Consider the following 22,096-nt stretch of genomic DNA (forward strand, 5'->3'; position numbering starts at 1 on the left):
TACCCCGCTTATCCCGCACGGCGAACCCTGCGGGACGAACCGGAAGCGCCGCTCGTATCCTCAAAGAGCGCCGCAAGCTGCTCGGTCATCGCGCCGGCCAGTTCGTCCGCATCCACGATGGTCACGGCGCGGCGATAATAGCGCGTCACATCGTGGCCGATACCGATTGCCAGCAGTTCCACCGGCGAACGCGTTTCAATCTGCTCGATGACCGCGCGCAGGTGCCGCTCCAGATAATTGCCCGGATTGACCGACAGGGTCGAATCGTCCACCGGCGCTCCGTCCGAGATCATCATCATGATCTTGCGCTGCTCGGGGCGGCCGATCAGGCGGTTATGCGCCCACATCAGCGCTTCACCGTCGATGTTTTCTTTGAGCAGTCCCTCACGCATCATCAGGCCGAGATTGCGCCGCGCGCGCCGCCACGGAGCGTCCGCCGATTTGTAGATGATATGGCGCAGATCGTTGAGACGGCCCGGCGACGCCGGCTTGCCATTGGCGAGCCATTGTTCACGCGATTGCCCGCCCTTCCAGGCTTTGGTGGTAAAGCCCAGAATCTCCACCTTCACGCCCGAGCGCTCCAGCGTGCGCGCGAGAATATCGGCGCAGGTGGCAGCCACGGTAATGGGACGGCCGCGCATCGAACCGGAATTGTCGATGACGAGCGAAACCACGGTATCGCGGAACTTGGTGTCGCGTTCTTTCTTGAAGGAAAGCGGCTGCATAGGATCGATAATAAGCCTGACGAGGCGGGCCGGATCGAGATAGCCCTCTTCCAGATCGAAGTCCCAGGAACGGTTCTGCTGCGCCATCAGGCGGCGCTGCAACCGGTTCGCCAGCCGTCCGACGGCGCCCTGAAGATGAGCGAGTTGCTTGTCGAGGAAGGCGCGCAGACGGTCGAGTTCCGCCTCGTCGCACAGTTCCTCGGCGTGAATTTCCTCGTCGAATTCCTGGGTGAAGATGCGGTAATCGACCTTTTCATTAAAGTCGTCGAAGGGGCTGTTGGGACGACGGGTCTCGCCGGGTGTCTCGGAATCCTCGTCGAGATCGTCGGACATTTCCTCGTCCGACATCTCGGCGCCGTCCATCTCGCCTTCTTCCATTTCCTCCTGCGAGGCCTCGTTTTCATCGGCGGGCGTCGCGTCGGAGCCGGCCTCTTCCTCGACCTGCTCTTCTTCCGTCTCGTTGGTGCGCGGCTGGTCCTCGTTGGATTCCGCTTCCTGGCTCTCGGGCTCGTTATCCTCGTCGCCGAAATCCTCCGCCATCTGCATGGAGGTCAGCATCTTGCGCACCAGCCGCGAAAACGCCTTCTGGTCCGTGATGACGCTGGAGAGATCCTTGAGGTCGCCGGCGGCTTTGTCCTCGATGAAATCGCGCCACAGATCGACAACCTTGCCGGCGCTTTCCGGCGGCTTCTCACCCGTCAGCTTCTCGCGCACCAGAAGCGCCACAGCTTCTGCAAGTGGCGCATCGTCCTTGTTGGTGATGCCGGCGAAGTTGGCCTTGGCGTATTTTTCGGTGTTCATGGCATGGATGTTGGAAGCCATGCCGGGCATGCGCAGCGCGCCGATCGATTCCACGCGCGCCTGTTCGACAGCATCGAAGATCAGCCGCGCTTCGGCGCCCTGCGGCGACATGACCGCATGGGTGTCTGCATCATGGCAGGCAAGGCGCAGCGCCATGGAATCGCCGAGGCCGCGGGTGATGGCGATTTCCTGCGCTGTCGGTTTCTTGGAAATTTCCGGCAGGCGCATGCGCTCACCGGCAAGGCCCGGCCGCTCATTGGCGAAGACGACCTCAACTTCGGCATCGCCAGCGACGGATCGCACGCATCCGGCAATGGCCTGACGCAACGGCTCCGTATCGACCGCCGTACCCGGTTTTGCTCTGGAATTGTCGCCGCGCCCTGCCATTGTCTTTCCTGTCATTTGCCGACGCGTGGAGACCGCCCATCGATATGCGCGCAGTCTGCCAGCGTCTTCAAGTCATCGAAATCGTCTCCGGACAAGCCGGGGACGATCAGGCGCTGAGAACGATGTTCGCAGCGCTTTCCTTCAGCTCGACGCCAAAGGCCCGCTGATACTGTTCGGCAACCAGCGTGCGCTCCAGCTCGTCGCACTTGTTGAGGAAGGTCACGCGGAAGGCAAAGGCGAGATCGCCGAAGATTTCCGCATTTTCCGCCCAGGTGATGACGGTACGCGGGCTCATGACCGTGGACAGATCGCCATTGATGAAGGCCGAACGCGTGAGATCGGCCACACGCACCATCTTGGAGACGGTTTCACGGCCCTTCGGATTGTCGAAGCTCTTCACCTTCGCGGCAATGATGTTCACTTCCTGCTCGTGCGGCAGGTAGTTCAGCGTGGTGACGATGGACCAGCGGTCCATCTGCGCCTGGTTGATCTGCTGCGTGCCGTGGTAAAGGCCGGTCGTATCGCCAAGGCCGACGGTGTTGGCGGTCGCGAAAATGCGGAAGGCCGGGTGAGGACGGATGACGCGGCTCTGGTCGAGCAGGGTCAGGCGGCCGGAGGATTCCAGCACGCGCTGAATGACGAACATCACATCCGGGCGGCCGGCGTCATATTCATCGAAGACCAGCGCGACATTGTGCTGATAAGCCCAGGGAAGGATGCCGTCCTTGAATTCGGTAACCTGCTTGCCGTCTTTGAGAACGATGGCGTCCTTGCCGACGAGGTCGATACGGCTGACATGGCTGTCGAGGTTGACGCGCACGCAGGGCCAGTTCAGGCGGGCAGCCACCTGCTCGATATGGGTGGATTTACCGGTGCCGTGGAAACCGGAGACCATGACACGTCGGTTGTGAGCAAAACCGGCAAGGATCGCGAGCGTTGTGTCGCGGTCGAAAAGATAGTCGGGATCAAGGTCAGGCACATAGGCGTCGCCCTGGGAATAGGCGGGAACCCGCAGATCCGTATCAATGCCGAAAACCTCCCGCACGGACACCGTCGTGTCGGGCAGGTTGGAAATATCAAGGTCGATTTTGCTCATCACGTCTCCAAGGCGGGCGGCAGCCACCCGGCCACATCATCAATCAGGCGGTAAACACGTAAGTTGGCTTAGCAGAAACCTGACTGCTTTAACAATTGATATGCTTGAACAACAGCCCGAAAACGTTCTTCCGAACCACGATCGCCACCATTAGCATCAGGATGGTGCTTTTTGACAAGCTCCTTATAACGCCTTTTTATGTCTTCCTGCTTTGCGCTGGACGGAAGACCGAGCGTATCGAAGGCTTTTGCCTCCAGCGTCTTCAGCTTGCGGTCCTGTTGCATGCGCGTGCCGCCGGCCCTTCCTCCGCCGGCAAAACCGCCGGTAAAGCCGAAAGGATCGCGAATACGCGCGTTGCCGCTGGCCGAGCCGGAGCGCAACGTGGAATGCAGCGGGCTGTCGCGCGCAGTCTTATTCACGCCCACCGTCCAGGTGGGGCGATGGCCGGTGATCGCTTCCTTCTGGTAACGGGCAATTTCGCTGTCGGAGAGGCCGGAAAAGTAATTATAGCCCTTGTTGTATTCCTTCACGTGCTCAAAACAGAACAGGAAGAATTGCCCCTCGGCATTGCGGCCGACAGGTGCCCGGTGAACGCCCGGCTTGTCGCATCCGTCCCACTGGCAGGTTGGGGCCTGAACCTCAGGTTCCCGCTCCCTTTTCCGGCGCGTGCGGATGCGGTCGAAATATTTCGAATCCAGTTTCATGATGCCCTGATTATGGGGTGCGAAAAGCCGCACAACAAGAATTGACAAAGTGGAATGTTACAGGCTTTTAGGGAGCCCCCTTAAAGACCTGCAAACAGAATTGGAGCCCTTCGAATGTCTCTGCGAGAGCGCATAGAAACCAAGCTTAGGGAAAGCTTTTCACCGCAGCGCCTGAGGGTGGTCGATGAAAGCCAGATGCATGCCGGCCACCAGCCGGATATAACCGGTACGGGCGAAACGCATATGCGTGTTCAGATAGTGTCGGAAACCTTTTCCGGCAAGTCTCGCGTCGAACGCCACCGGGCGATAAACGCTGTTTTGAAGCCGGAACTCGACGCCGGGCTGCATGCGCTGGCGATAGAGGCGGCGGCACCGGGGGAAGCGGTGCGGTTTTAAGTAAAGATTGCCATCAGCCGAGAGCAAGCCTCCTCATCCGGCCCTTCGGGCCACCTTCTCCCCGGCCGGGGAGAAGTGCCGGAGCGAAGCGAAGCGATGAGGGGGCGCCCTCACCGTATCGCTCAACATCTCATCCCGGATGCTTCTCCGACAGGAACGACTGCACCTCCGACGACGCCACATCATCAGCCACGAAAGACTGGCCTATGCCGTGGGTGAGGATGAAGGTGAGCTTGCCGCCCTTGACCTTCTTGTCCTGTGCGATCGCGGCCATCAGTGTTTCGACCGGCGGCAATTCGCCGGGAATATCCTTCATAGTTGTCGGCAACCCGACAGCCTTCAGATGCGCCTCGACGCGGGCGGCATCGTCAGGGCTCGCAAGGTTCAGGCGGGCGGAGAACTGGTGGGCCAGCACCATGCCGATGGCGACGCCTTCGCCGTGCACCAGCCGTTTGCTGTCGTAATTCGTCGCCGCCTCCAGTGCGTGACCGAAGGTGTGACCAAGGTTCAGAAGGGCGCGCACGCCGTTTTCTTTTTCATCGGCCACCACCACATCTGCCTTGGCCTGACAGCTGGTTGCGATTGCCTGAATGCGGGCCGGGCCACCGGTGCGGATGTCATCCCAGTTCTTTTCCAGCCAGAAGAAGAAATCCGGCTTGTCGATCAGGCCGTATTTGACGACTTCGGCGTAGCCGGCACGGAACTCCCGAGGGCTTAGCGTATCCAGCACCGCCGTATCCGCCAGAACCAGATCGGGCTGGTGGAAAACGCCAAGGAGGTTCTTGCCATGGCGGCTGTTGATGCCGGTCTTGCCGCCGACGGAAGAATCGACCTGCGCCAGAAGCGAGGTCGGTATCTGCACGAAGCGCACGCCACGGCGCACGATGCCCGCTGCAAAACCGGCGAGATCGCCGATCACGCCGCCGCCGAGCGCGATCACCGCATCGTTACGCTCCACGCGCGCCGCCAGAACCGCATCACAGACGGTGACCAGATGCTCGAAGCTCTTGGTCTTTTCGCCAGCCGGCAACGTCAGCGAGACGGCCTCGATGCCATCTGTCTGCAACCCATCCATCAGGCCTTCGAGGTAAAGCGGCGCAACATGTTCGTCGGTAATGATCGCCGCGCGTTTGCCCTTAAGCCGCGCCGAAATCTCGCCGCCCGCCCGGCCGATGACGCCCGGCCCGATCAGAATGTCATAGGCGCGCTCGCCAAGCGGCACATGGACGAGACGTTCATCGGCGTGGATTTCGGAAGGCGTCATGGTGGTCAGTCTTTCTGTTCGAGGCGGGCTAAAGCCGTCAGCACTTCGGTCACGATGATCTCCTTGCGGACATCACGGGATTCGATGGTCAGATTCGCTTCTGCATAGATCGGATAGCGTTTCTCCATCAGGGCCGCCAGCGTGGCCTTGGGGTTTTCGGTCTTGAGAAGCGGGCGATGATCGCGCTTGTTGACCCTCTCCCACAACACCTCGAGATCGGCCTTCAGCCACAGTGAAATGCCGCCGCGCGTGATGTGCCGACGGGTATTGTCGTTGATGAAAGCGCCGCCGCCGGTGGAAATAACCTTGGGGCCGCCGCGCAGCAGCCGCTTGATGACCCGCGTTTCCAGCGCCCGGAATTCTTCCTCGCCATAGGTAGCGAAAAGTTCCGATATCGTCATGCGCGACACGCGCTCGATCTCGACATCCGTATCAATGAAAGGGACTCTGAGCTGCTGGGCGACCATGCGGCCCACTGCCGACTTTCCAGCCCCCATCAGCCCGACGAAGACGATGTTGCGCCGTCCGAGCTTTGCCCGCGCTTGCTCCCCGAGTGTGGCCGGGACGGATAAATTCGTTTCATTCATAGATTTGAAAGCCCGTTTGGCATGGATATCTGCAAATGTTTACGAAGCGTCAAGCCAAATTGCTGACTGAATTGCGGTGAATCACAATCATCGCCGCATGCGGCATGGGGCGTAGCGGGCATTTTGATCTTGTCGCCGCTTTCGCCGCACCGCATATAAATTTCGACCGCCACTTTCACGGAGCCGCCATGCCCACCCTCTTCCGCTTCACGATGATACTGGCGACCATCGCGGGGCTGATCTATGGCGGCATGGTTCTGCTCGTCATGGTCGTCAAACCGCGCGACCGCGAAGTGACGGTACGCATCCCTTCCGAGCGACTGAACCCGCCGTCGACCGCACCGGCAAGGCGCGCCCCATGAGCGGACAGCCGACGGCAGGACGCGACGGTGCGCGGCTGGAAAGTTTTCTGGAGATGATGAGCGCCGAACGCGGGGCTGCCGCCAACACGCTCTCTTCCTATGAGCGCGATCTTTCCGATCTGCGCGAATTTCTTGGTCAGCGCGGCCAGTCCCTGACGCAGGCCCAGACGCCTGACCTTTCCGCCTATCTGACCCATCTTTCCGCTCAGGGTTTTGCCGCCACCTCACAGGCGCGACGTCTTTCCACCATGCGGCAATTCTATCGTTTTCTCTATTCGGAAGGGCTGCGCGGCGACGACCCGACCGGCATCATCGATGCGCCGAGGAAAGGTCTCGCTTTACCGAAAACGATGAGCGTCGCCGATGTGAACAGGCTCCTTGGCCTCGCGGCGCAGGAGGCCGCCACATCCGGTCCCGGCCAGCTTGCCCGCATCCGCATGCACCTGCTGCTCGAACTGCTTTACGCCACCGGCATGCGTGTCAGCGAACTCGTCTCGCTGCCGGTCAAGGTGCTGCGTCAGGAAGGCCGTTTCCTGATGATCCGCGGCAAGGGCAACAAAGACCGCATGGTGCTTCTTTCCCGCGCCGCCATCGAGGCGATGGAAAAATACGAGGCTGCCAGAAAGGCGCTTGCATCTGAGAAAAGCAAGGCGCCGAAAAAGGCAGAGGTCACGGAGAGCCCGTGGCTGTTTCCTTCCAGCAGCAAGGAAGGCCACCTGCCCCGCCAGGTCTTCGCCCGCGACCTGAAGGACATCGCCGTCCGTGCAGGCCTAACCCCGTCTGCGATATCGCCGCATGTGCTGCGCCATGCCTTTGCCAGCCACCTTTTGCAGAACGGTGCGGATTTGCGCGCGGTACAGGAACTGCTCGGCCATTCCGACATTTCCACGACACAAATCTATACACATGTGCTGGAAGAACGCTTGCAAGAGCTGGTACAAACACATCACCCCCTTGCCAAACAGGGCAAAAACCTTGATTAGAGCGACCGGAACCGCCGGATAATCCGGTCAAACCTTGCGCAAAACGATCGGAAACGGATCTCATGCACAATTATCTCGACTTCGAAAAACCTATCTCGGACCTTGAGGGCAAGATTATCGAGCTGAAGAAGCTTGCCGATGAAGACGAGAGCATAGACACCTCGGAGGAGATCAACCGCCTGGAATCGCGTGTCAACGACGCGATGCAGGACATCTATTCCAAGCTGAACGCCTGGCAGAAAACGCAGGTCGCGCGTCACCCGCAGCGTCCGCATTTCGTCGATTATGCCAAGGCGCTGTTCACGGATTTCACGCCGCTCGCCGGCGACCGCAAATTTTCCGAAGACGCCGCCATTCAGGCTGGCCTTGCCCGTTTTAACGGTCAGCCCGTCGCCATCATCGGCCAGGAAAAGGGCAACGACACCAAAAGCCGCCTGAAGCATAATTTCGGCAGCCCGCGCCCGGAAGGTTACCGCAAGGCGATCCGCGTGCTCGAACTGGCCGACCGTTTCTCGCTGCCGGTGATCACCCTCATCGATACGGCAGGCGCCTATCCCGGCGTCGGCGCGGAAGAGCGCGGCCAGGCCGAAGCCATCGCCCGCTCGACGGAAATGTGCCTCAACGTGAAGGTGCCGATCGTCTCCGTCGTCATCGGCGAAGGCGGCTCGGGCGGCGCAATCGCGATCGCTACCGGCAACCGCGTCTATATGCTCGAACATGCGATTTATTCGGTGATCTCGCCGGAAGGCGCCGCCTCCATTCTCTGGCGCGATTCGACCCGCGCCAAGGAAGCCGCGACCAACATGAAGATCACCTCGGAAGATCTGAAGTCGCTCGGCGTCATCGACGGAATCATTCCGGAGCCAATCGGCGGCGCGCATCGCGCTCCCGAAACCGTCATCAACGCGACGGGTGACGTTATCGCCACAGCTCTGGCCGATCTTTCCCAGCGCTCGGGCACGCAGCTGCGCGCCGAACGCCGCCAGAAATTCCTGGATATTGGGCGGAATCTCTAAGTCCGGCCTTATTTTCCTTTGATATTGCCCCAACTCGGCCATAGTCCGGTCACATCAAAAGATGTATCGGCGGCCGCGGGGCGAATCCGATTTGAGTTAAGAAGATGTAAACGGTTAATACCGTATTTAAAATACACACGGGACGGTGTAGAACTGCCGCCGTTTCGTGCCATCGTCTTTCGGATCAGATCATGCGTTTGACACATTTTGCACTTCTTGCCTGCACTGCGCTCATTCTTGCCGGTTGCAACGACACGCTCGATACCGTCGAACGCGATGTGTCCCACATCAAGAACAAGGTCGATTACCCGCTGTCTCCGTCCATCCTGGCCGAGATCGACAAAAAGGGCATGGATCGCACCTCGCCGATCATGATCCGCATATTCAAGGAAGAAGGCGCGCTGGAAATCTGGAAGGCCAAGCGCGACAACCGCTTCGACAAAATCGCCGAATACCAGATATGCGCCTGGTCCGGAAAGCTCGGCCCCAAGGTGAAAGAGGGTGACCGGCAGGCACCGGAAGGTTTCTACAACCTGACCCCTGCGCATCTCAATCCGAACTCGAAATATTACCTCGCCATCAATACCGGCTTTCCGAACCGCTACGACGCCGCCAATGGCCGTAGCGGCACCAATCTTATGATCCACGGCGCCTGCTCATCGTCAGGCTGCTATTCGATGACGGACGCGCAGATTCTTGAAATCTACGGTTTTGCCCGTGACGCCTTCAAGGGCGGCCAGAAGACAGTGCAACTGCAGGCCTTCCCCTTCCGCATGACGGCGGAAAACATGGCCCGCCATCGCAAGAGCGAACATCTCGAATTCTGGAAGATGCTGAAGGTCGGTTACGACAATTTCGAAGTAACCAAGCGCCCGCCGGAAGTGAATGTCTGCGAGAAGAAATATGTCTTCAACCAGCAGACGGAAGGCGGCAGCTTCAACGCGTCTGCCCAATGCCCGGCCATGAGCACACCGCCTGCGCTTGTCAGCGCACTCTCGAGCTACGAGAAGACCTACGATCTCGCCTATGAAAAGGCGATGAAGAAATATGACGGCATGGCCTGGTACGACCCGAGCGAAGCCGAGCGCAAGGCGCTGGTCGCCGAAAAGCGCAAGGGCCGCGAGCCCGCCTATGCCCCAACTGGCTCGGCGCTGAAGGCCGGCAAGCTGATGAAGGAAACGGAATATGCCGCACTGATGGAAAAGAAGGCGCAGCAGGTGACGTCGTCCTCTCCGGCCACGACCGCAACCGCCTCTTCCCTGCGCGGCCCACGGCCTTCGGCTGTCCAGCCCGCCACGGCACCGCAATCGAACCCGGCCCCGGCAGCACCGACGATGGTTGCCTCGGCTGCCCCCGCAGCAGCCGGGCAGAGCGTCCCGGTTCCGGCCATGAACCCGCTTGCCTATTCCGCAGCACCTGCGCCCGAAGCGCCGGAAAAGAAGCCGTTCTGGAAATTCTGGGCCAAGGAATGAGCGACACAGCCGAGATCGTTTATGATTTGAGGGGGCTTAAATGCCCCCTTCCGGTTTTGAGAAGCCGCAAGAAACTCGCAACCCTGAAGGCGGGAGATGTTCTGACCGTCGAGACGACCGATCCGCTGGCGGTGATCGATATTGCGCATATGTGCAATGAGGATGGGCATAGCCTGGTGGAAACCACTGCGCTGGAAAAGGGGCATCGGTTTCGGATTGTGAAGGGCGTGTAGCCGGCGTTCAATGCTGGCGCTCCGGGCTTACCCCCTCTGCCCTGCCAGGCATCTCCCCCTCAAGGGGGAGATCAGTTGCGGCGACTGCTCGTTTTCTCACCAGCTCTGCACTTCGGGTTGCTGTCCCCATAAAGATGTTCGGAGCAAGCCGCTTGTCGATCTCCCCCTTGAGGGGGAGATGTCCGGCAGGACAGAGGGGGGTGAACCACACCCACCGACCTAGACCATCACGACACGCCCTAAAACCGCAACCCGGAAACCGCCAGCGGATTATCCGTCATCGCCTGCCTGTCCGGCCGGTCGATGCCCGGTACGCTTGTGAAGGCTGCGAACAGGTCCTGCACGAAAGCCTCCGGCAAATCCTTCGTAATCAGCACCATGCGCGTGCGCTGATCGACCGGATCCGGCCAAGCCGTTAGGCGCTCGGGCGTGTGGAAAATATTCTGCACCCCATGCAGCACCAGCGGCCGGCCCGGATTATCCGACAGCTTGACAATGGCCTTCATGCGCAGAAGCTTTTCCCCATGCGCCGAGCGCAGCAGATCCACGAACATGTCGATCGCCATCGGGCTGACCGGCTCATCGTGAATGATCGAGAAGGACCGGATCGATGCGTCATGCCGGTTGACATCATGATGGTGATGATCGTGGTCGCCATGATGGTGGTGATGGCCGTGATCTTGGCCATGATCGTCCGCGTGGTCATGATCATGATTGGACTCTTCCCCCAACCAGCGGCCAACATCGGCGTTCTTGCTGCCGGCGTCGTAAAGGCCGTTGTCGAGAAGCCCCGCAGCGCTCCAGTCGGTTTTGTCGCCATCCTCGATGATCGCACGCGGGTTGAGCGCCTGAAGGCGGGCTGTCAGCGCCGAAATCGTGGCGGCATCGGCAAGCGCACGCTTGGTCATCACCAGACGGTCAGCCACGGCCGCCTGTTTCACCGCCTCCTGATGATTGTCGAGCGTGGACAGGCCGTTCACGGCATCCACGACGGTGATCATGCCGTTCAGTACAAAGTTCTGCGCTATGACCGGGTTGCCCATCACCGACTGCATGACGGGGGCAGGATCGGCAAGGCCCGTCGTCTCGATCACCACCCGTTTTACCGGCTTCAGCTTGCCTGTCTGGATACCGTCCATCAGTTCCGCCAGCGTATCCACCAGCTCGCCGCGCACCGTGCAGCACAGGCAGCCTTCCGCCAGTTCGATAATGCCCTCACCAGCGCTTTCGACCAGCATATGATCGATACTGACATCGCCGAATTCATTGATGATGATCGCCGCATCGCTCATCGCCGGATCCTTGAGGAGCCGGTTGAGCAGCGTCGATTTTCCGGCGCCGAGAAATCCGGTGATGATGGAAACCGGGATGCGATCGCGAGACATGACCTGCCTGTGTGTTGATGGCCGCTCCGGCAGGTCACTGGACGACACGAAACCCGGAGCCGGTTGGAGCTAAAAGAAATCGCCCGCGCCTGCAAACCGCGAGCGACACTGTAATATCATAACATCATCGACCTGCGAATACACAAACCGCATTGCAACCGCAAGGCTCTCCCTTAAGGAAGTCACCGATCGTCAGAATGTCGGGCGCGGGATCGGGATCGGCACGTTCGCGAGTTCGCCCTTGCCGGCTCCCTTGGCGGCATTCACCGCCACCGTCTCGCTGCCGGGAATGAGGCCGGCGAAGGAATATTCCGGCGGGCGGGTCATTTCCTGAACATAGGGGGAATGGATGACCATGCGGCCGGCCTCGTCGCGGCTTTCGCTGCGCACCTTGGCGGCCTTCGGGTTGCAGATCTCGGCGCTGATATCGTTCACATCACCGGTATCGCCATAGGGCGCCAGCGCGGCCAGCGAAACGCCTTGGCCGGAAGGGGCCGTCAGACCCATCTGCAACAGATCGGCCGACTGGTCGGTGCGCCCGGCGAGGCTGTCCGCGCCCAGCACGACCGTGATGACAGAGCGGCCATTGCGCACGGCCGACGACACCTGATTGAAGCCGGAGGCGCAGATGAAGCCGGTCTTCATGCCGTCCGCGCCATCGAAACGGCCGACCAGCATATTGAAATTGGCGTAGTTCTTCTTGCCGGTGCTGACGCCTTCCAGCGAGAAATAATGGGCATATTCCGGAAACTCGCGCTTGATAATCAGCGCCAGCAGCGCCAGATCCCGCGCGGTCGTATATTGTCCCTTGCCGGGCAGGCCATTGGCATTGATGTAACGGGTGGAACTCATGCCCAGCCGCTGGGCCTGCGCATTCATCTGCGCCACGAAATTATCGCTGGTGCCGCCGATGGTCTCTGCAATCGCCACGGCGATGTCATTGGCGGATTTGATGAGCAGCAGTTTCAAAGCGCTATCCATCGTCAGCTTCTGGCCGGGCTTGAAATACATTTTCGAGGCCGGCTGGTCCGCGGCCTTCTTGCTCATCACCACTTCCGTCTGCGGGCTGATCTTGCCGGCCTTCATCTGCGAAAAGGCGATATAGGCGGTCATCAGCTTGGTGAGCGAAGCGGGATACCATTTGCGGAAGGCTTCCTGATGGGAAATCACCTTGCCGGTTTTAACATCGACAACCATTTTCGGATTGGCATTCGCCACGGGCGCCGCGGCGACGAAGCCTGCGGTCGCGATGGCAATAGCTGCGGAGAGCCGTCGGGCGGCGTTTGACGATTTAAAAATCTGTGGCAAGGCTTGTCCTCGAATTCCCGTCTTCGGTCGGGGAATGGCAATATTCACCATATATGTCCTAGCAATGGCAAAGTACATTGATTACGTCAATTATGCGGCGCACTATCCGGCACGGAGGATAGGATTTTACCGCACGCCGCACCGATGAACCCAGGAATGAACGAATGCCAATTTTGAACAGAGCCGCCGAACTCCAGCAGGAAGTCAGCGAATGGCGGCGTCACCTGCATGAAAATCCCGAGATTTTGTATGATGTCGACAACACCGCAGCCTTCGTTGCACAGAAGCTGAAATCTTTTGGCGTTGACGAAATCGTGACCGGTCTCGGCCGCACGGGTGTCGTCGGCATCATCAGGGGCAATCTTCCGGGCAATCGCACCATCGGCTTTCGCGCGGATATGGATGCTCTTCCCATCGTTGAGGAAACCGGCAAGCCTTGGGCGTCGAAAACCGCAGGCGCCATGCATGCCTGCGGCCATGACGGTCACACAGCCATGCTGCTTGGCGCGGCCAAATATCTCACCGAGACCCGCAACTTCGCCGGCTCCATCGCCGTCATCTTCCAGCCGGCGGAAGAAGGCGGCGCCGGCGCGCTCGCCATGGTCGAGGACGGCCTGATGGAGCGTTTCGGCATCAACGAGGTCTATGGCATGCACAACATGCCGGGCATTCCGCTCGGCGCCTTCGCCATCCGCAAGGGCGGCATCATGGCGGCACCCGACAAGTTCTCGATCACCGTCAAGGGCCGCGGCGGCCATGCAGCCCAGCCGCACCGTACCATCGATCCCATCACCATCGGCGCGCAGATCGTCGGCAACCTGCAGATGATCGCCTCGCGCAACGCCGATCCGATCCGTTCCGTCGTCGTCTCCGTCACCCGCTTTCAGGCCGGCTCCAGCCACAACATCATTCCCAACGAGGCGCTGATCGCCGGCACGGTGCGCAGCCTGGATGAAACAGTGCGCGATCTGGCGCAGGACCGGATCAAGCAGATGGCTGAAGGTGTCGCCCTTGCCAACGGCGCGGAAGCGGAAGTCGTTTATGAGCGTTATTGTCCGGTCACCTTCAACCACGCCGCCGAGACCGACCACGCCATTCGTGTGGCCCGCGATGTGGCGGGCGAACCGAATGTCGACCCCGATGTCGATCCTTCCATGGCGGGAGAGGATTTCTCCTTCATGCTGAAGGAAAGGCCGGGCTGCTTCATCTTCATCGGCAACGGCGATTCGGCCGGGCTTCACAATCCCGGTTATGATTTCAACGACGACGCCATCGCTTACGGCATTTCCTACTGGGTGAAACTGGCCGAACAGCGCCTGACGAGCTGATTGCCGGTCAACGCGAAGAAAGCCGAGGAAGAGATCGACCGTGATGAAGAACGCGGTTGATCCAATGGCTGCCACGGGTTAAAGAGCAATTCAGTGTCCACGTAGCTCAGCAGGATAGAGCACAGGATTCCTAAGACAAATTGGGGGTTGCGCCCGGAAACGACGCAATCGATCTGCTCAAAGTCGGGGAAAGCTTCGCTGGTCTTCCAGCATGCCAATCCCGAGCCAAGCTCCGGAGAAATCCGGTGAAGGTGTAGAGACTGGATGGGCAGCACCTAAAGGCCTGACGGCCCATGGTGAAGGGACAGTCCAGACCACGAACGTCTTGCCGGCAAACGGCGGGACGGCGGCGAAAGCCGAAGCGGTATGAATCCTGGGGTCGGAGGTTCGAATCCTCTCGTGGACGCCAAATTTTCCTGCGAATTACTCGACGAAAACCCGCACGCTCGAGGCACGGCCGTCGGCGTCGATCACCGTGAGTGTGGAAAATCCCTGACCTTCGGGCCGCCATTCGCTGTTGCGGCGATGGGACGCATTCGGCAAAGGCAAACCATTGGCGAGCCAGCGAAAAGGTGCGCGCCCACCCTGCAGCTTCAGCACCAGCGGCGAGATGCCTGACTGACCGGAAAGCTCCACCCGCGCGCCTTCGGGCGGGTAAACGATGCGCGGGGCGCTTTCACGTCTCGAAGCAGAAAGCAGGCCGCTGGCCGTCGTGGTGAAACGCCGCTGATTGGCGGGGAGGTCATTGACCGCGACCCGTGCGACACCGGAAGGTGCGGCCGGCATCGGTGTGATCGCCACGCCGGATTTTTCGAAGGCCTCGAACAGGATCGGGGCGGCCGTCGCATAACCGGCAATGCCCGGCACCGCGCCATTGTCGGCCCGGCCGACCCAGACGCCGACCACATGCCGCCCGTCATAACCCACCGACCAGGCATCGCGATAGCCATAGCTGGTGCCGGTCTTGTAGGCGATGCCGCGCTGTTTCATGCCGAGCGGCGGCAGCACGCCGGACAGGATGTCGGAGATATTCCAGATCGCTGCGTCAGAGAATAAACGGTCGTTCTCCAGCCGTTCCGGGGCGGAGCGGACGCCGTCTCCAAGCCGCACGGGATCGCCGTCGCCGGCAAGCCCCGCATAAAGCTGCACCAGATCGACCAGCGAAATACCCGCGCCGCCAAGGGCGATGGCAAGCCCGGGCGCTTCAATGGCGGGAAGTGCGAGTTTGACGCCCACCCGCCGGAACCGCACCATCAGCGCCGAGGGGCTGACCGCATCGAGCAGCTTGACGGCAGGCACGTTGAGCGACAGTTGCAGCGCCTGCCGGATGCTGACATCGCCCTGATACTGCATGTCGAAATTACGCGGCCTGTAGCCGGAAAAGTCGGCCGGGCGGTCTTCGATGATGGTTTCCTGCCCGACAAGACCGTCTTCGAAGGCAAGGCCGTAGATGAATGGCTTGAGGGTGGAACCCGGCGAGCGAACGGCCCGGCTCATCTCCACGAAACCGCGTCTTGCCGTATCGAGATAACCCGCCGAACCCACTTCCGCCAGAATATCGCCGCTCTGCGCATCCGCCATGACGATGGCGACGGAGACCCTGTCTCCGAGCTTTTCCGCAGCATGGCGGGCGACACCCTCCAGTTCCCGCTGGATCGACAGCTTCAGCGTGGAGCGCACCGCGGCAGTATTCGGGAATTTCACCCGCGCGGCGGCGGCCATATGCGGCGCATAGGCCGGCAGGTCTCGCCGGTTGGCGGGCACATTCGCAAGAGCCGACCGTTCCGCCTCCCCCTCACCCACGACGCGCACGACGGCAAGCCTTTGCAATACGCGCTCCCGCGCCTGCCTTGCCGCTTCCGGAAAACGATCCGGGCGACGTCTTTCCGGCAATTGCGGCAGCGCCACCAAAAGGGCCGCCTCCGCCGTATCGAGCCGGCCAGGCTCCTTGCCGAACCAGGCGAGGCTTGCGGCGCGAACGCCTTCGAGATTGCCGCCATAGGGCGCGATATTCAGATAGAGATCGAGGATTTCCGCCTTGCTGAGTCGCCTCTCAATCTGGAGCGCGCGCGCGGCCTGCAGGAATTTCGCCGAAAACGACCGATCGGCGCGCGGCTCGATCAGCCGCGCCACCTGCATGGAAAGCGTCGATGCGCCGGAAACGATCCGGCCGTTACTGACCAATTGCCAGGCGGAGCGCAAAAGCGCGAAGGGATCGACGCCGGGATGATCATAGAAACGCTGGTCTTCATAGGCCACCAGCATGCGCAGGAACTGTGGGTCGACTTCGGGCGCCGTGGTTTTCAGCCGCCAGCGGCCATCAGGTGTCGCGAAAGCGCGCAACAGCTTGCCGTCGCGGTCCAGAACCTCGAAGGAGCGTTGCTGCGCAGCGTCCAGCGGCGGCGGATAGGCCTTGTCCAGCGCATCGAGACCGAAGGCCGCGCCGCCCATAAGCAACGCGGCCGTCATGATGCCGACAATGATCGCCTTGCGTCGCCTCATGGGTTTGCCGAGCGCACCTCCATGCGGCCGGTTGCCGTGCGGGCGGCAAATTGCGGCCGGTACATATCCTCAACCGAGGCTGCCGGATGGTCATAGGTGCCGGGGGTGACGGCGCGGACCACATAAGCGAGAGCAATCTCAGAACTGTCGCCGGCCGAGCGGTCGAAGGCCGCCACGAAACGGTCGTAGCGGAATTCGGTATGTGCCGCTTCCGTTTCCGGCAACCAGTCGAAATTCGAAAGCGCTGCCGAATTGACGAGGCTCGGATTGTCGATTTCGAAACCGGAGGGCAACAGGTCCGTCACCAGAATGCGCGACTGCCAGTTATTCTGCGGCACCACATTCAGCACCACGACATAACGCTCGTTCTGGATCACCTCGCTCGGGTTCACCTCCTCGCCATCCATGGAGTAATAGGTGCGGGTGATGGTGAAGCCTTCGCCACCCGCGGCAAGCGGCTGCGCCGGCGGCGCCACCGTGGTGACGACAGCCGTGACCGGATCGGCCGAGGCATTGGCGATCTTCAAGGGGGCGGCCAGCAATTCATCGCCGCTCATCCGCTTGCCGAAGCCGCCGATCTGCAAGTCACCGTTCACATCCAGGCGAATATCCTTGTCCTCGCCCTTCACGGCGCGGGCGGCCAGCAGCATCCATGCCTGTTCCTGGGTACTGGTATAGGGCTTCTTTTCCCATTCCTTGGCCACCGCACCGGCAAGCTGCGGCACGACGGCCGGAACAGGCCGGCTTTCCGCCGCAAGCGCCAGCGTCGCAGCGCCGTCACGCAGGGCCGAGCCATAATCGGCGCGAGCGAAGCTGACATTGGTGGTGCGGCTTGCCATGTCGAGCGAAGCGCCGAATACGGCCTTCGAACGGGCCTGATCACCATAAAGCGAAAGGGCGGCGGCAACCTGCGCCTTGGCGAGCGGTGTGGCGAAATCGGCAAGCGCCGTATCCGCATAATATCTGAGATCGTTGATCGCCGCCTTGCGGTTGCGCGCCAGGACATAAAGCGAATAGGCGATCTCGTTGCCACGATCCTTGACATTGCTGTCATAGGAAAGACCGTTCTGCAGGTTGTTCAGCGCCTGTACCATGGCGGCTTCGGGCACATCGTAATTCTGCTCGCGGGCGCGGGTCAGGAAGTCGCTGATATAGGCATCGAGCCACAGATCGCCGTAACCCGGCGACCAGAGTCCGAAGCTGCCGGAACTCGACTGGAACGACAGCACGCGATAGATCGCCTCCTGCACGCGCTTGCGGGTATCGGGGTCTTCAGCAAGGCCGCTATCCTTCGTCAGTTCCGAAACGTAAAGCAGGGGCAAAGCGCGGCTCGTCGTCTGTTCGGCGCAACCGTAAGGATATTTGTCCAGCATCATCACCAGCGCCGGAATATCAAAGGCGGGCGAGCGCGTGACATTGACCGCGACGGAAGAGCCGAGAAGCATGCTATCGGCCAGAAGATCGCCGTTGATCGTCAGGCTGCTATTCGGCGCGATCTTGATTTCACGCCGCGTCGTAACCGGCAGAACCGCCGGACGTACCAGCACGTTCAGAACCTGCTCCAGTGAAAGACCGGCGGCATTGGAAACCTTGATAGTGATTGCACCGTTGCCGGGCTGCTCACCCGTCAGCGGAACGGTCAGCGAAGACTTGCCGCCTTTCTGAAGCGCGAGAGTTTGCGACATCTCGCCCTGATCGACCGTCAGCGCCGTATTACTGGTCACATCCAGCCGGTAATCACCGGCCTCGCCATCCGTATTGGCGATATCGAGTCGCAATTGCGACACATCGCCGGGGGCGAGGAATTTCGGCGCGCTTGCCGTGACGACGACGGGATCGCGAATGACGGCATCGGAGACGGCATGTCCCACACCTGTCTTCGTCCAGGCCACCGCCATGATGCGGGCCGTGCCGTTGAACTGCGGAGTATCGAAGCTGACTGTCGCCTTGCCGTCTGCGTCGAGTTCGACCGGACCGGCAAAGAAGGCCACGAGCTTTTCCGTGGGTGGGCTGCCCTGAAGAGCAACCTGTCCGCCGTCACCGCCGGTGCGCAGCCGGCCGGTGGCGCCGAGCGAACCGTCAATCAGGCGGCCATAAAGGTCGCGGATTTCCAGTCCCAGCCGGCGCTGGCCAAAGTACCATTCATCCGGCTTCGGCGGCTCATAGCGGGTAAGGTTCAATATGCCGACATCGACTGCCGCAACGATGGCATAGGCCTTTTCGCCCACGCCAGCACCGGCGACCGTGATCGGAATTTCAAGCGGCTGGCGCGGCAGTGTTTTCTGCGGCGCGCCAAGGGTGACGGCAAGCTTGCGCTCGGCCGGATCGACGGCAAGCCATTTGATGCCGATGGCGCGCATCGGCATACGGCTTTCCTGCGCATCGCCGGGGCGGAACAGCGTGGCGGTGACATAAGCGCCCGCTCCCCATTCCTCGGTAACCGGAATGTCGATCTCGCCGCCATCATCACCGATCTCGGCATTCTGCACGGCAATCAGTTTTTCCGAACCGGATGTCACCATCAGCTCACCGGCAAAACGCGATGACACCTTGAGTTTGGCCGTATCGCCGATCTTGTAGCTCTGTTTGTCGAGAGCGATTTCCAGCGCATCCGGCGTTTCCGTCGAGCTTGCCTCGACATAGAAACCGGCATCGAATTCGACGCTGGAAACGGGCGCGCCGTTACCCGCACCCTCCACTTCCAGCCGGTAGCGGCCCCAGGTGACGGGTACGGAAATCTCGCCGCCATTGGCATCGACGGACAAGGTGCCCGCTTCCTGCTGCTTGGTATATTCCACCGGCTCGTAACGCCAGGAATTGCCCTGACGATACCATTGATAGTTCCGCTCGACCTTGATGAGCTTCCAGTTGAAGCCGCTCATCGCCTGTTTGGCGCCATCGGCGCTGACGCCGATGATATGGAAACGACCGACGGAATTCTGGGCGAGATCGCCCGAAAACTGCGGTTTGATGCCGATGACAGAGGCTTCCGCCTTGATAGGCAGTGTCAGCGCGCGCTCCACGGCGCGGCCGCCGGCTTCGCGCATGCGCACGGTGATGTTGGCGGAAAGAAGCTGCGTGGTAGATGGCAGATCGGTGAGATCAACATTGAAACTCGCCTTGCCCTCTTCGTCCAGCACCGGCAGGTCGGCAAGTGTCGTGCGGTTTTCCTCTTCGCTCTCCTCATCGGCCAGACCGAAGAAGTAACCTTCGAAATCGGCGCTGGTGCGCGTCGGCTTGATGGCGACCTCGCCTTCCAGCGTCAGGCCGGCAGCGGGCGCACCATAGAGATAACGGCCATCGACGTCGATTGCCGTCTCCACGCCCGGATCGATCTGTTTCGCCTTGCTTGAAAGGTCGAATTCCGTCCGGTCAGGCACGAAATCATCGACGAGGAAGCTCTTTTCGCTGATCGCAGCCGTTTTCGGGTCGGTATGGATGCGCAACGTCCAGGTGCCGCGCATGGCATTTGCCTGCAGCGGCAGATCGACCGTATGACCGCCCAGCGCCTTGCCGTCGCTGACGAAACGCCGGTCCTCGACGCCATCCGGACGCGAGAAGATGAAGGTGAGCGGCAGATCCTCGATTGCCTTGCCCTCGACATCGCGGGCCAGCGCTGCCGCATGCACGGTCTCGCCGGCGCGGTAAATGCCGCGCTCGGTCCAGCTGAACACGTCGATCGCGCCGGGCGCTGCACGTCCCGTCACGCCGCGATCCGAGAGGTCGAAGCCTGCGCGGGTCATGTCGAGGAACACGTAGTCCTTGTCGCCGTTGCGCGCCGTCAGGATCGCAGGCGCCTGCGCAGCCGTGCCACGCATCAGGCCGGCCGAGAACACCGCACGCCCATCCGCGTCGGTCTTAGCCGTGCCCAGCACCTCGTTATTCTTGGCAAGCAGCTGCAAATCCACATCCGCAAGCGGCTTGGCGCTGCCAAGGGCGCGGACGAAGACATTCAGGCCGTCAGTGCCGGCATAGGTGGTAATGCCGGTATCGGAGACCAGGAACCATTGCGTGGCGCGGGAATCCCAGGTTTCAGGTGCTACGCCCGGCGGCACGGCGGTCAGCACATAGATGCCGGGCTTGCGCTGCGGCAGAGCCTCATCCACCGGGAAGCTCGTCACCACATCCTTGTTGAGATCGGGCTGGATATCGATCGACCCCTGCCAGACAAGCTCGCCGATCTCGTTTTCAATGCGGTCGGCATTATAGCCGTCCATTTGCGTCAGAAACTGCGAGTTTGAAAGAAGCGAGGTGATATTGCGGTCGCCGACACGATAAAGCTTCAGGTCCGCCTTGTCGGCATTGACAGAGACGATTGGAATGCCGCGGCGGGCCGTGCCCGGCAGCACGAAATTCTCGCCGGTAAAGCGAACGCTGGCGGCGCGGTCACGCACATAGATATCGAGATCGACCTGCTTTTCCAAGGGCTCTTCCACCGAAGACGGCAGGCCGGCGCGAAGCGCGATCTTGTAACGCTGGCCATGGGTCAGGCCTTCCACGCAAATCTCGCTGCCCTTCGCCTCGATGGCTTTGGGAACGGCCCCGTCCAGTGTGACGAACGAGGAATAATCGACACCGTTCTTCACCAGCGGCTCGGAAAACTGCACGCAGGCGCGCGGGCTGATACTGTCCGTATCCACGGTATTGTTGATGACGCGGAAACCCTGACGCGTGCGCAGATCGGCATAGGCCGCCTTTGTCTGCGCATTGTCGGTAAGTGCAAGGCTCTCCTTATAGGCACTGAGCGCCGCGCGATAATTCTGGGTTCGCTCAAAAGCCTTCGCTAGCCGGTTCAGGGCCTCGGTGCGGGCGCTGACCGTGCGGCTCAGCTGATATGCATTGATGGCGGCGGAAGCGGCCTGTCCCGCTATCGAATAATTATCGGTGACCTGCGCCGCCTTTTCTGACAATTCCGCCCAGAGCGCGCCATCGTCAGGCGTGATCGCAAGGGCCTGTTTGTAGGTCGTGACGGCATCGGGAATATTGCCTGCTGCTGCCTGCTGGCGCGCGATCTGCACAAGGGCTTCCAGACCCTGTTCGCCGTCGCCCTCATTCGCCACAAGGCCGGATTTCAGCCGGCGCGCTTCCTGCTGCAGGCTGTCGGTCACGAAGGAAAGGCGCTGCGGCGCGCCGATATCGGCTTCCGTGGCCACTTCCACGATCTTTCCGGCAACCGCGCCGGGGAAGGCGTTCAGCTGATTGAAATCCGATTTGAGGAAACACCATTTCACCTTGGGATTGTAGGTGAAGGCCTTGCAGGCGGTATCGCCGACGCAAATCTCGCCGCATTGCTCCAGCGAGACATTCTGCTCCGTCCTGAGATCGAAGCCGTAATAATCGCCGTTTTGGGTCGTAACGACCTTGCGGGAGGGCTCCGCCGCCATGGCTGGCGGGAAAAACAGGGCGGTGGAAACCACAACCAGCGAAATCCGGACGAGCGTGCGCAACGACATCAGTTTTCTCCCCGCAACAGACATGTCGGGCGGGACTCTGGTCAAATCCACGCATGGTTGTCAACGCATCTTCGTCAATTCGCGACGCGCAATA

General features: G+C 60.8%; 16 protein-coding genes and 1 tRNA gene. 8 read left to right on the top strand and 9 right to left on the bottom strand.

Annotated features, from left to right (window positions below):
• Window positions 1-8: 8 nt before the first annotated feature.
• The 3 genes from cobT to AGR1_RS18585 form a co-directional block, all read right to left on the bottom strand.
• The gene (gene cobT, locus AGR1_RS18575) at window positions 9-1,913 is read right to left on the bottom strand and encodes a cobaltochelatase subunit CobT (protein WP_080795112.1); all 1,905 of its coding nucleotides are present in this window, start codon (window positions 1,911-1,913) and stop codon (window positions 9-11) included.
• Window positions 1,914-2,019: 106 nt separating this feature from the next.
• The gene (gene cobS, locus AGR1_RS18580; RefSeq protein ID WP_003523293.1) at window positions 2,020-3,009 is read right to left on the bottom strand and encodes a cobaltochelatase subunit CobS; all 990 of its coding nucleotides are present in this window, start codon (window positions 3,007-3,009) and stop codon (window positions 2,020-2,022) included.
• Window positions 3,010-3,077: 68 nt separating this feature from the next.
• A complete protein-coding gene (locus tag AGR1_RS18585; protein ID WP_077985232.1) occupies window positions 3,078-3,713 on the bottom strand; it encodes a J domain-containing protein in 636 nt (211 codons plus the stop codon).
• A 114-nt stretch (window positions 3,714-3,827) separates the two neighbouring features.
• Here AGR1_RS18585 and AGR1_RS18590 point away from each other — a divergent pair, with 114 nt between their 5' ends.
• A complete protein-coding gene (locus AGR1_RS18590; protein WP_080795110.1) occupies window positions 3,828-4,109 on the top strand; it encodes a BolA family protein in 282 nt (93 codons plus the stop codon).
• Between the two features lie 130 nt (window positions 4,110-4,239).
• On the opposite strand, the gene aroB is transcribed toward AGR1_RS18590, so the two are convergent.
• Together aroB and AGR1_RS18600 are read right to left on the bottom strand one after the other, a co-directional pair.
• Window positions 4,240-5,373 (bottom strand): 3-dehydroquinate synthase, encoded by a 1,134-nt coding sequence (gene aroB / locus AGR1_RS18595; protein WP_149147826.1) that lies wholly within the window; start codon window positions 5,371-5,373, stop codon window positions 4,240-4,242.
• A gap of 5 nt (window positions 5,374-5,378) precedes the next feature.
• On the bottom strand, window positions 5,379-5,960 hold the full coding sequence (locus AGR1_RS18600) for a shikimate kinase (protein ID WP_149147827.1): 582 nt from the start codon (window positions 5,958-5,960) through the stop codon (window positions 5,379-5,381).
• 188 nt (window positions 5,961-6,148) lie between these two features.
• Between AGR1_RS18600 and AGR1_RS18610 the strand changes: the two genes are divergently transcribed.
• The 5 genes from AGR1_RS18610 (at window position 6,149) to AGR1_RS18630 (ending at window position 10,026) form a co-directional block, all read left to right on the top strand.
• Complete coding sequence (locus AGR1_RS18610) at window positions 6,149-6,322, top strand: histidine kinase (RefSeq protein ID WP_080795103.1); 174 nt, start codon at window positions 6,149-6,151, stop codon at window positions 6,320-6,322.
• Window positions 6,319-7,305 (top strand): site-specific tyrosine recombinase XerD, encoded by a 987-nt coding sequence (gene xerD / locus AGR1_RS18615; protein ID WP_080795102.1) that lies wholly within the window; start codon window positions 6,319-6,321, stop codon window positions 7,303-7,305. Before AGR1_RS18610 ends, xerD begins: the two co-directional genes overlap by 4 nt.
• 62 nt (window positions 7,306-7,367) lie before the next feature.
• On the top strand, window positions 7,368-8,321 hold the full coding sequence (locus AGR1_RS18620; RefSeq protein ID WP_080795101.1) for an acetyl-CoA carboxylase carboxyltransferase subunit alpha: 954 nt from the start codon (window positions 7,368-7,370) through the stop codon (window positions 8,319-8,321).
• A gap of 191 nt (window positions 8,322-8,512) precedes the next feature.
• Window positions 8,513-9,793 (top strand): murein L,D-transpeptidase family protein, encoded by a 1,281-nt coding sequence (locus tag AGR1_RS18625; protein WP_149147828.1) that lies wholly within the window; start codon window positions 8,513-8,515, stop codon window positions 9,791-9,793.
• Window positions 9,790-10,026 carry a sulfurtransferase TusA family protein gene (locus AGR1_RS18630; RefSeq protein ID WP_149147829.1) on the top strand — a complete coding sequence of 79 codons (237 nt, stop codon included), beginning with the start codon at window positions 9,790-9,792 and terminating at the stop codon, window positions 10,024-10,026. Before AGR1_RS18625 ends, AGR1_RS18630 begins: the two co-directional genes overlap by 4 nt.
• A 239-nt stretch (window positions 10,027-10,265) precedes the next feature.
• Here AGR1_RS18630 and AGR1_RS18640 read toward each other — a convergent pair whose 3' ends face one another.
• Both AGR1_RS18640 and AGR1_RS18645 read right to left on the bottom strand, forming a co-directional pair.
• Window positions 10,266-11,411, bottom strand: a complete 1,146-nt coding sequence (locus AGR1_RS18640; protein ID WP_149147831.1) for a GTP-binding protein — start codon at window positions 11,409-11,411, stop codon at window positions 10,266-10,268.
• A 192-nt stretch (window positions 11,412-11,603) separates the two neighbouring features.
• On the bottom strand, window positions 11,604-12,719 hold the full coding sequence (locus AGR1_RS18645; RefSeq protein WP_162927590.1) for a D-alanyl-D-alanine carboxypeptidase family protein: 1,116 nt from the start codon (window positions 12,717-12,719) through the stop codon (window positions 11,604-11,606).
• Window positions 12,720-12,883: 164 nt separating this feature from the next.
• Here AGR1_RS18645 and AGR1_RS18650 point away from each other — a divergent pair, with 164 nt between their 5' ends.
• Both AGR1_RS18650 and AGR1_RS18655 read left to right on the top strand, forming a co-directional pair.
• A complete protein-coding gene (locus AGR1_RS18650; RefSeq protein WP_080795094.1) occupies window positions 12,884-14,047 on the top strand; it encodes a M20 aminoacylase family protein in 1,164 nt (387 codons plus the stop codon).
• Between the two features lie 312 nt (window positions 14,048-14,359).
• A tRNA-OTHER gene (locus tag AGR1_RS18655) sits at window positions 14,360-14,456 on the top strand.
• Window positions 14,457-14,470: 14 nt separating this feature from the next.
• Here the strand turns inward: AGR1_RS18655 and pbpC are convergent.
• Window positions 14,471-16,549, bottom strand: coding sequence for a penicillin-binding protein 1C (pbpC, locus tag AGR1_RS18660; RefSeq protein ID WP_187772229.1), 2,079 nt, complete (start codon window positions 16,547-16,549; stop codon window positions 14,471-14,473).
• A complete protein-coding gene (locus AGR1_RS18665) occupies window positions 16,546-22,002 on the bottom strand; it encodes an alpha-2-macroglobulin family protein (RefSeq protein WP_149147832.1) in 5,457 nt (1,818 codons plus the stop codon). The genes pbpC and AGR1_RS18665 overlap by 4 nt, the downstream gene beginning before the upstream one ends.
• Between the last annotated feature and the right edge of the window lie 94 nt (window positions 22,003-22,096).

Source organism: Agrobacterium sp. B1(2019) (assembly GCF_008274755.1).
GTDB classification, from domain to species: Bacteria; Pseudomonadota; Alphaproteobacteria; order Rhizobiales; family Rhizobiaceae; genus Agrobacterium; species Agrobacterium salinitolerans.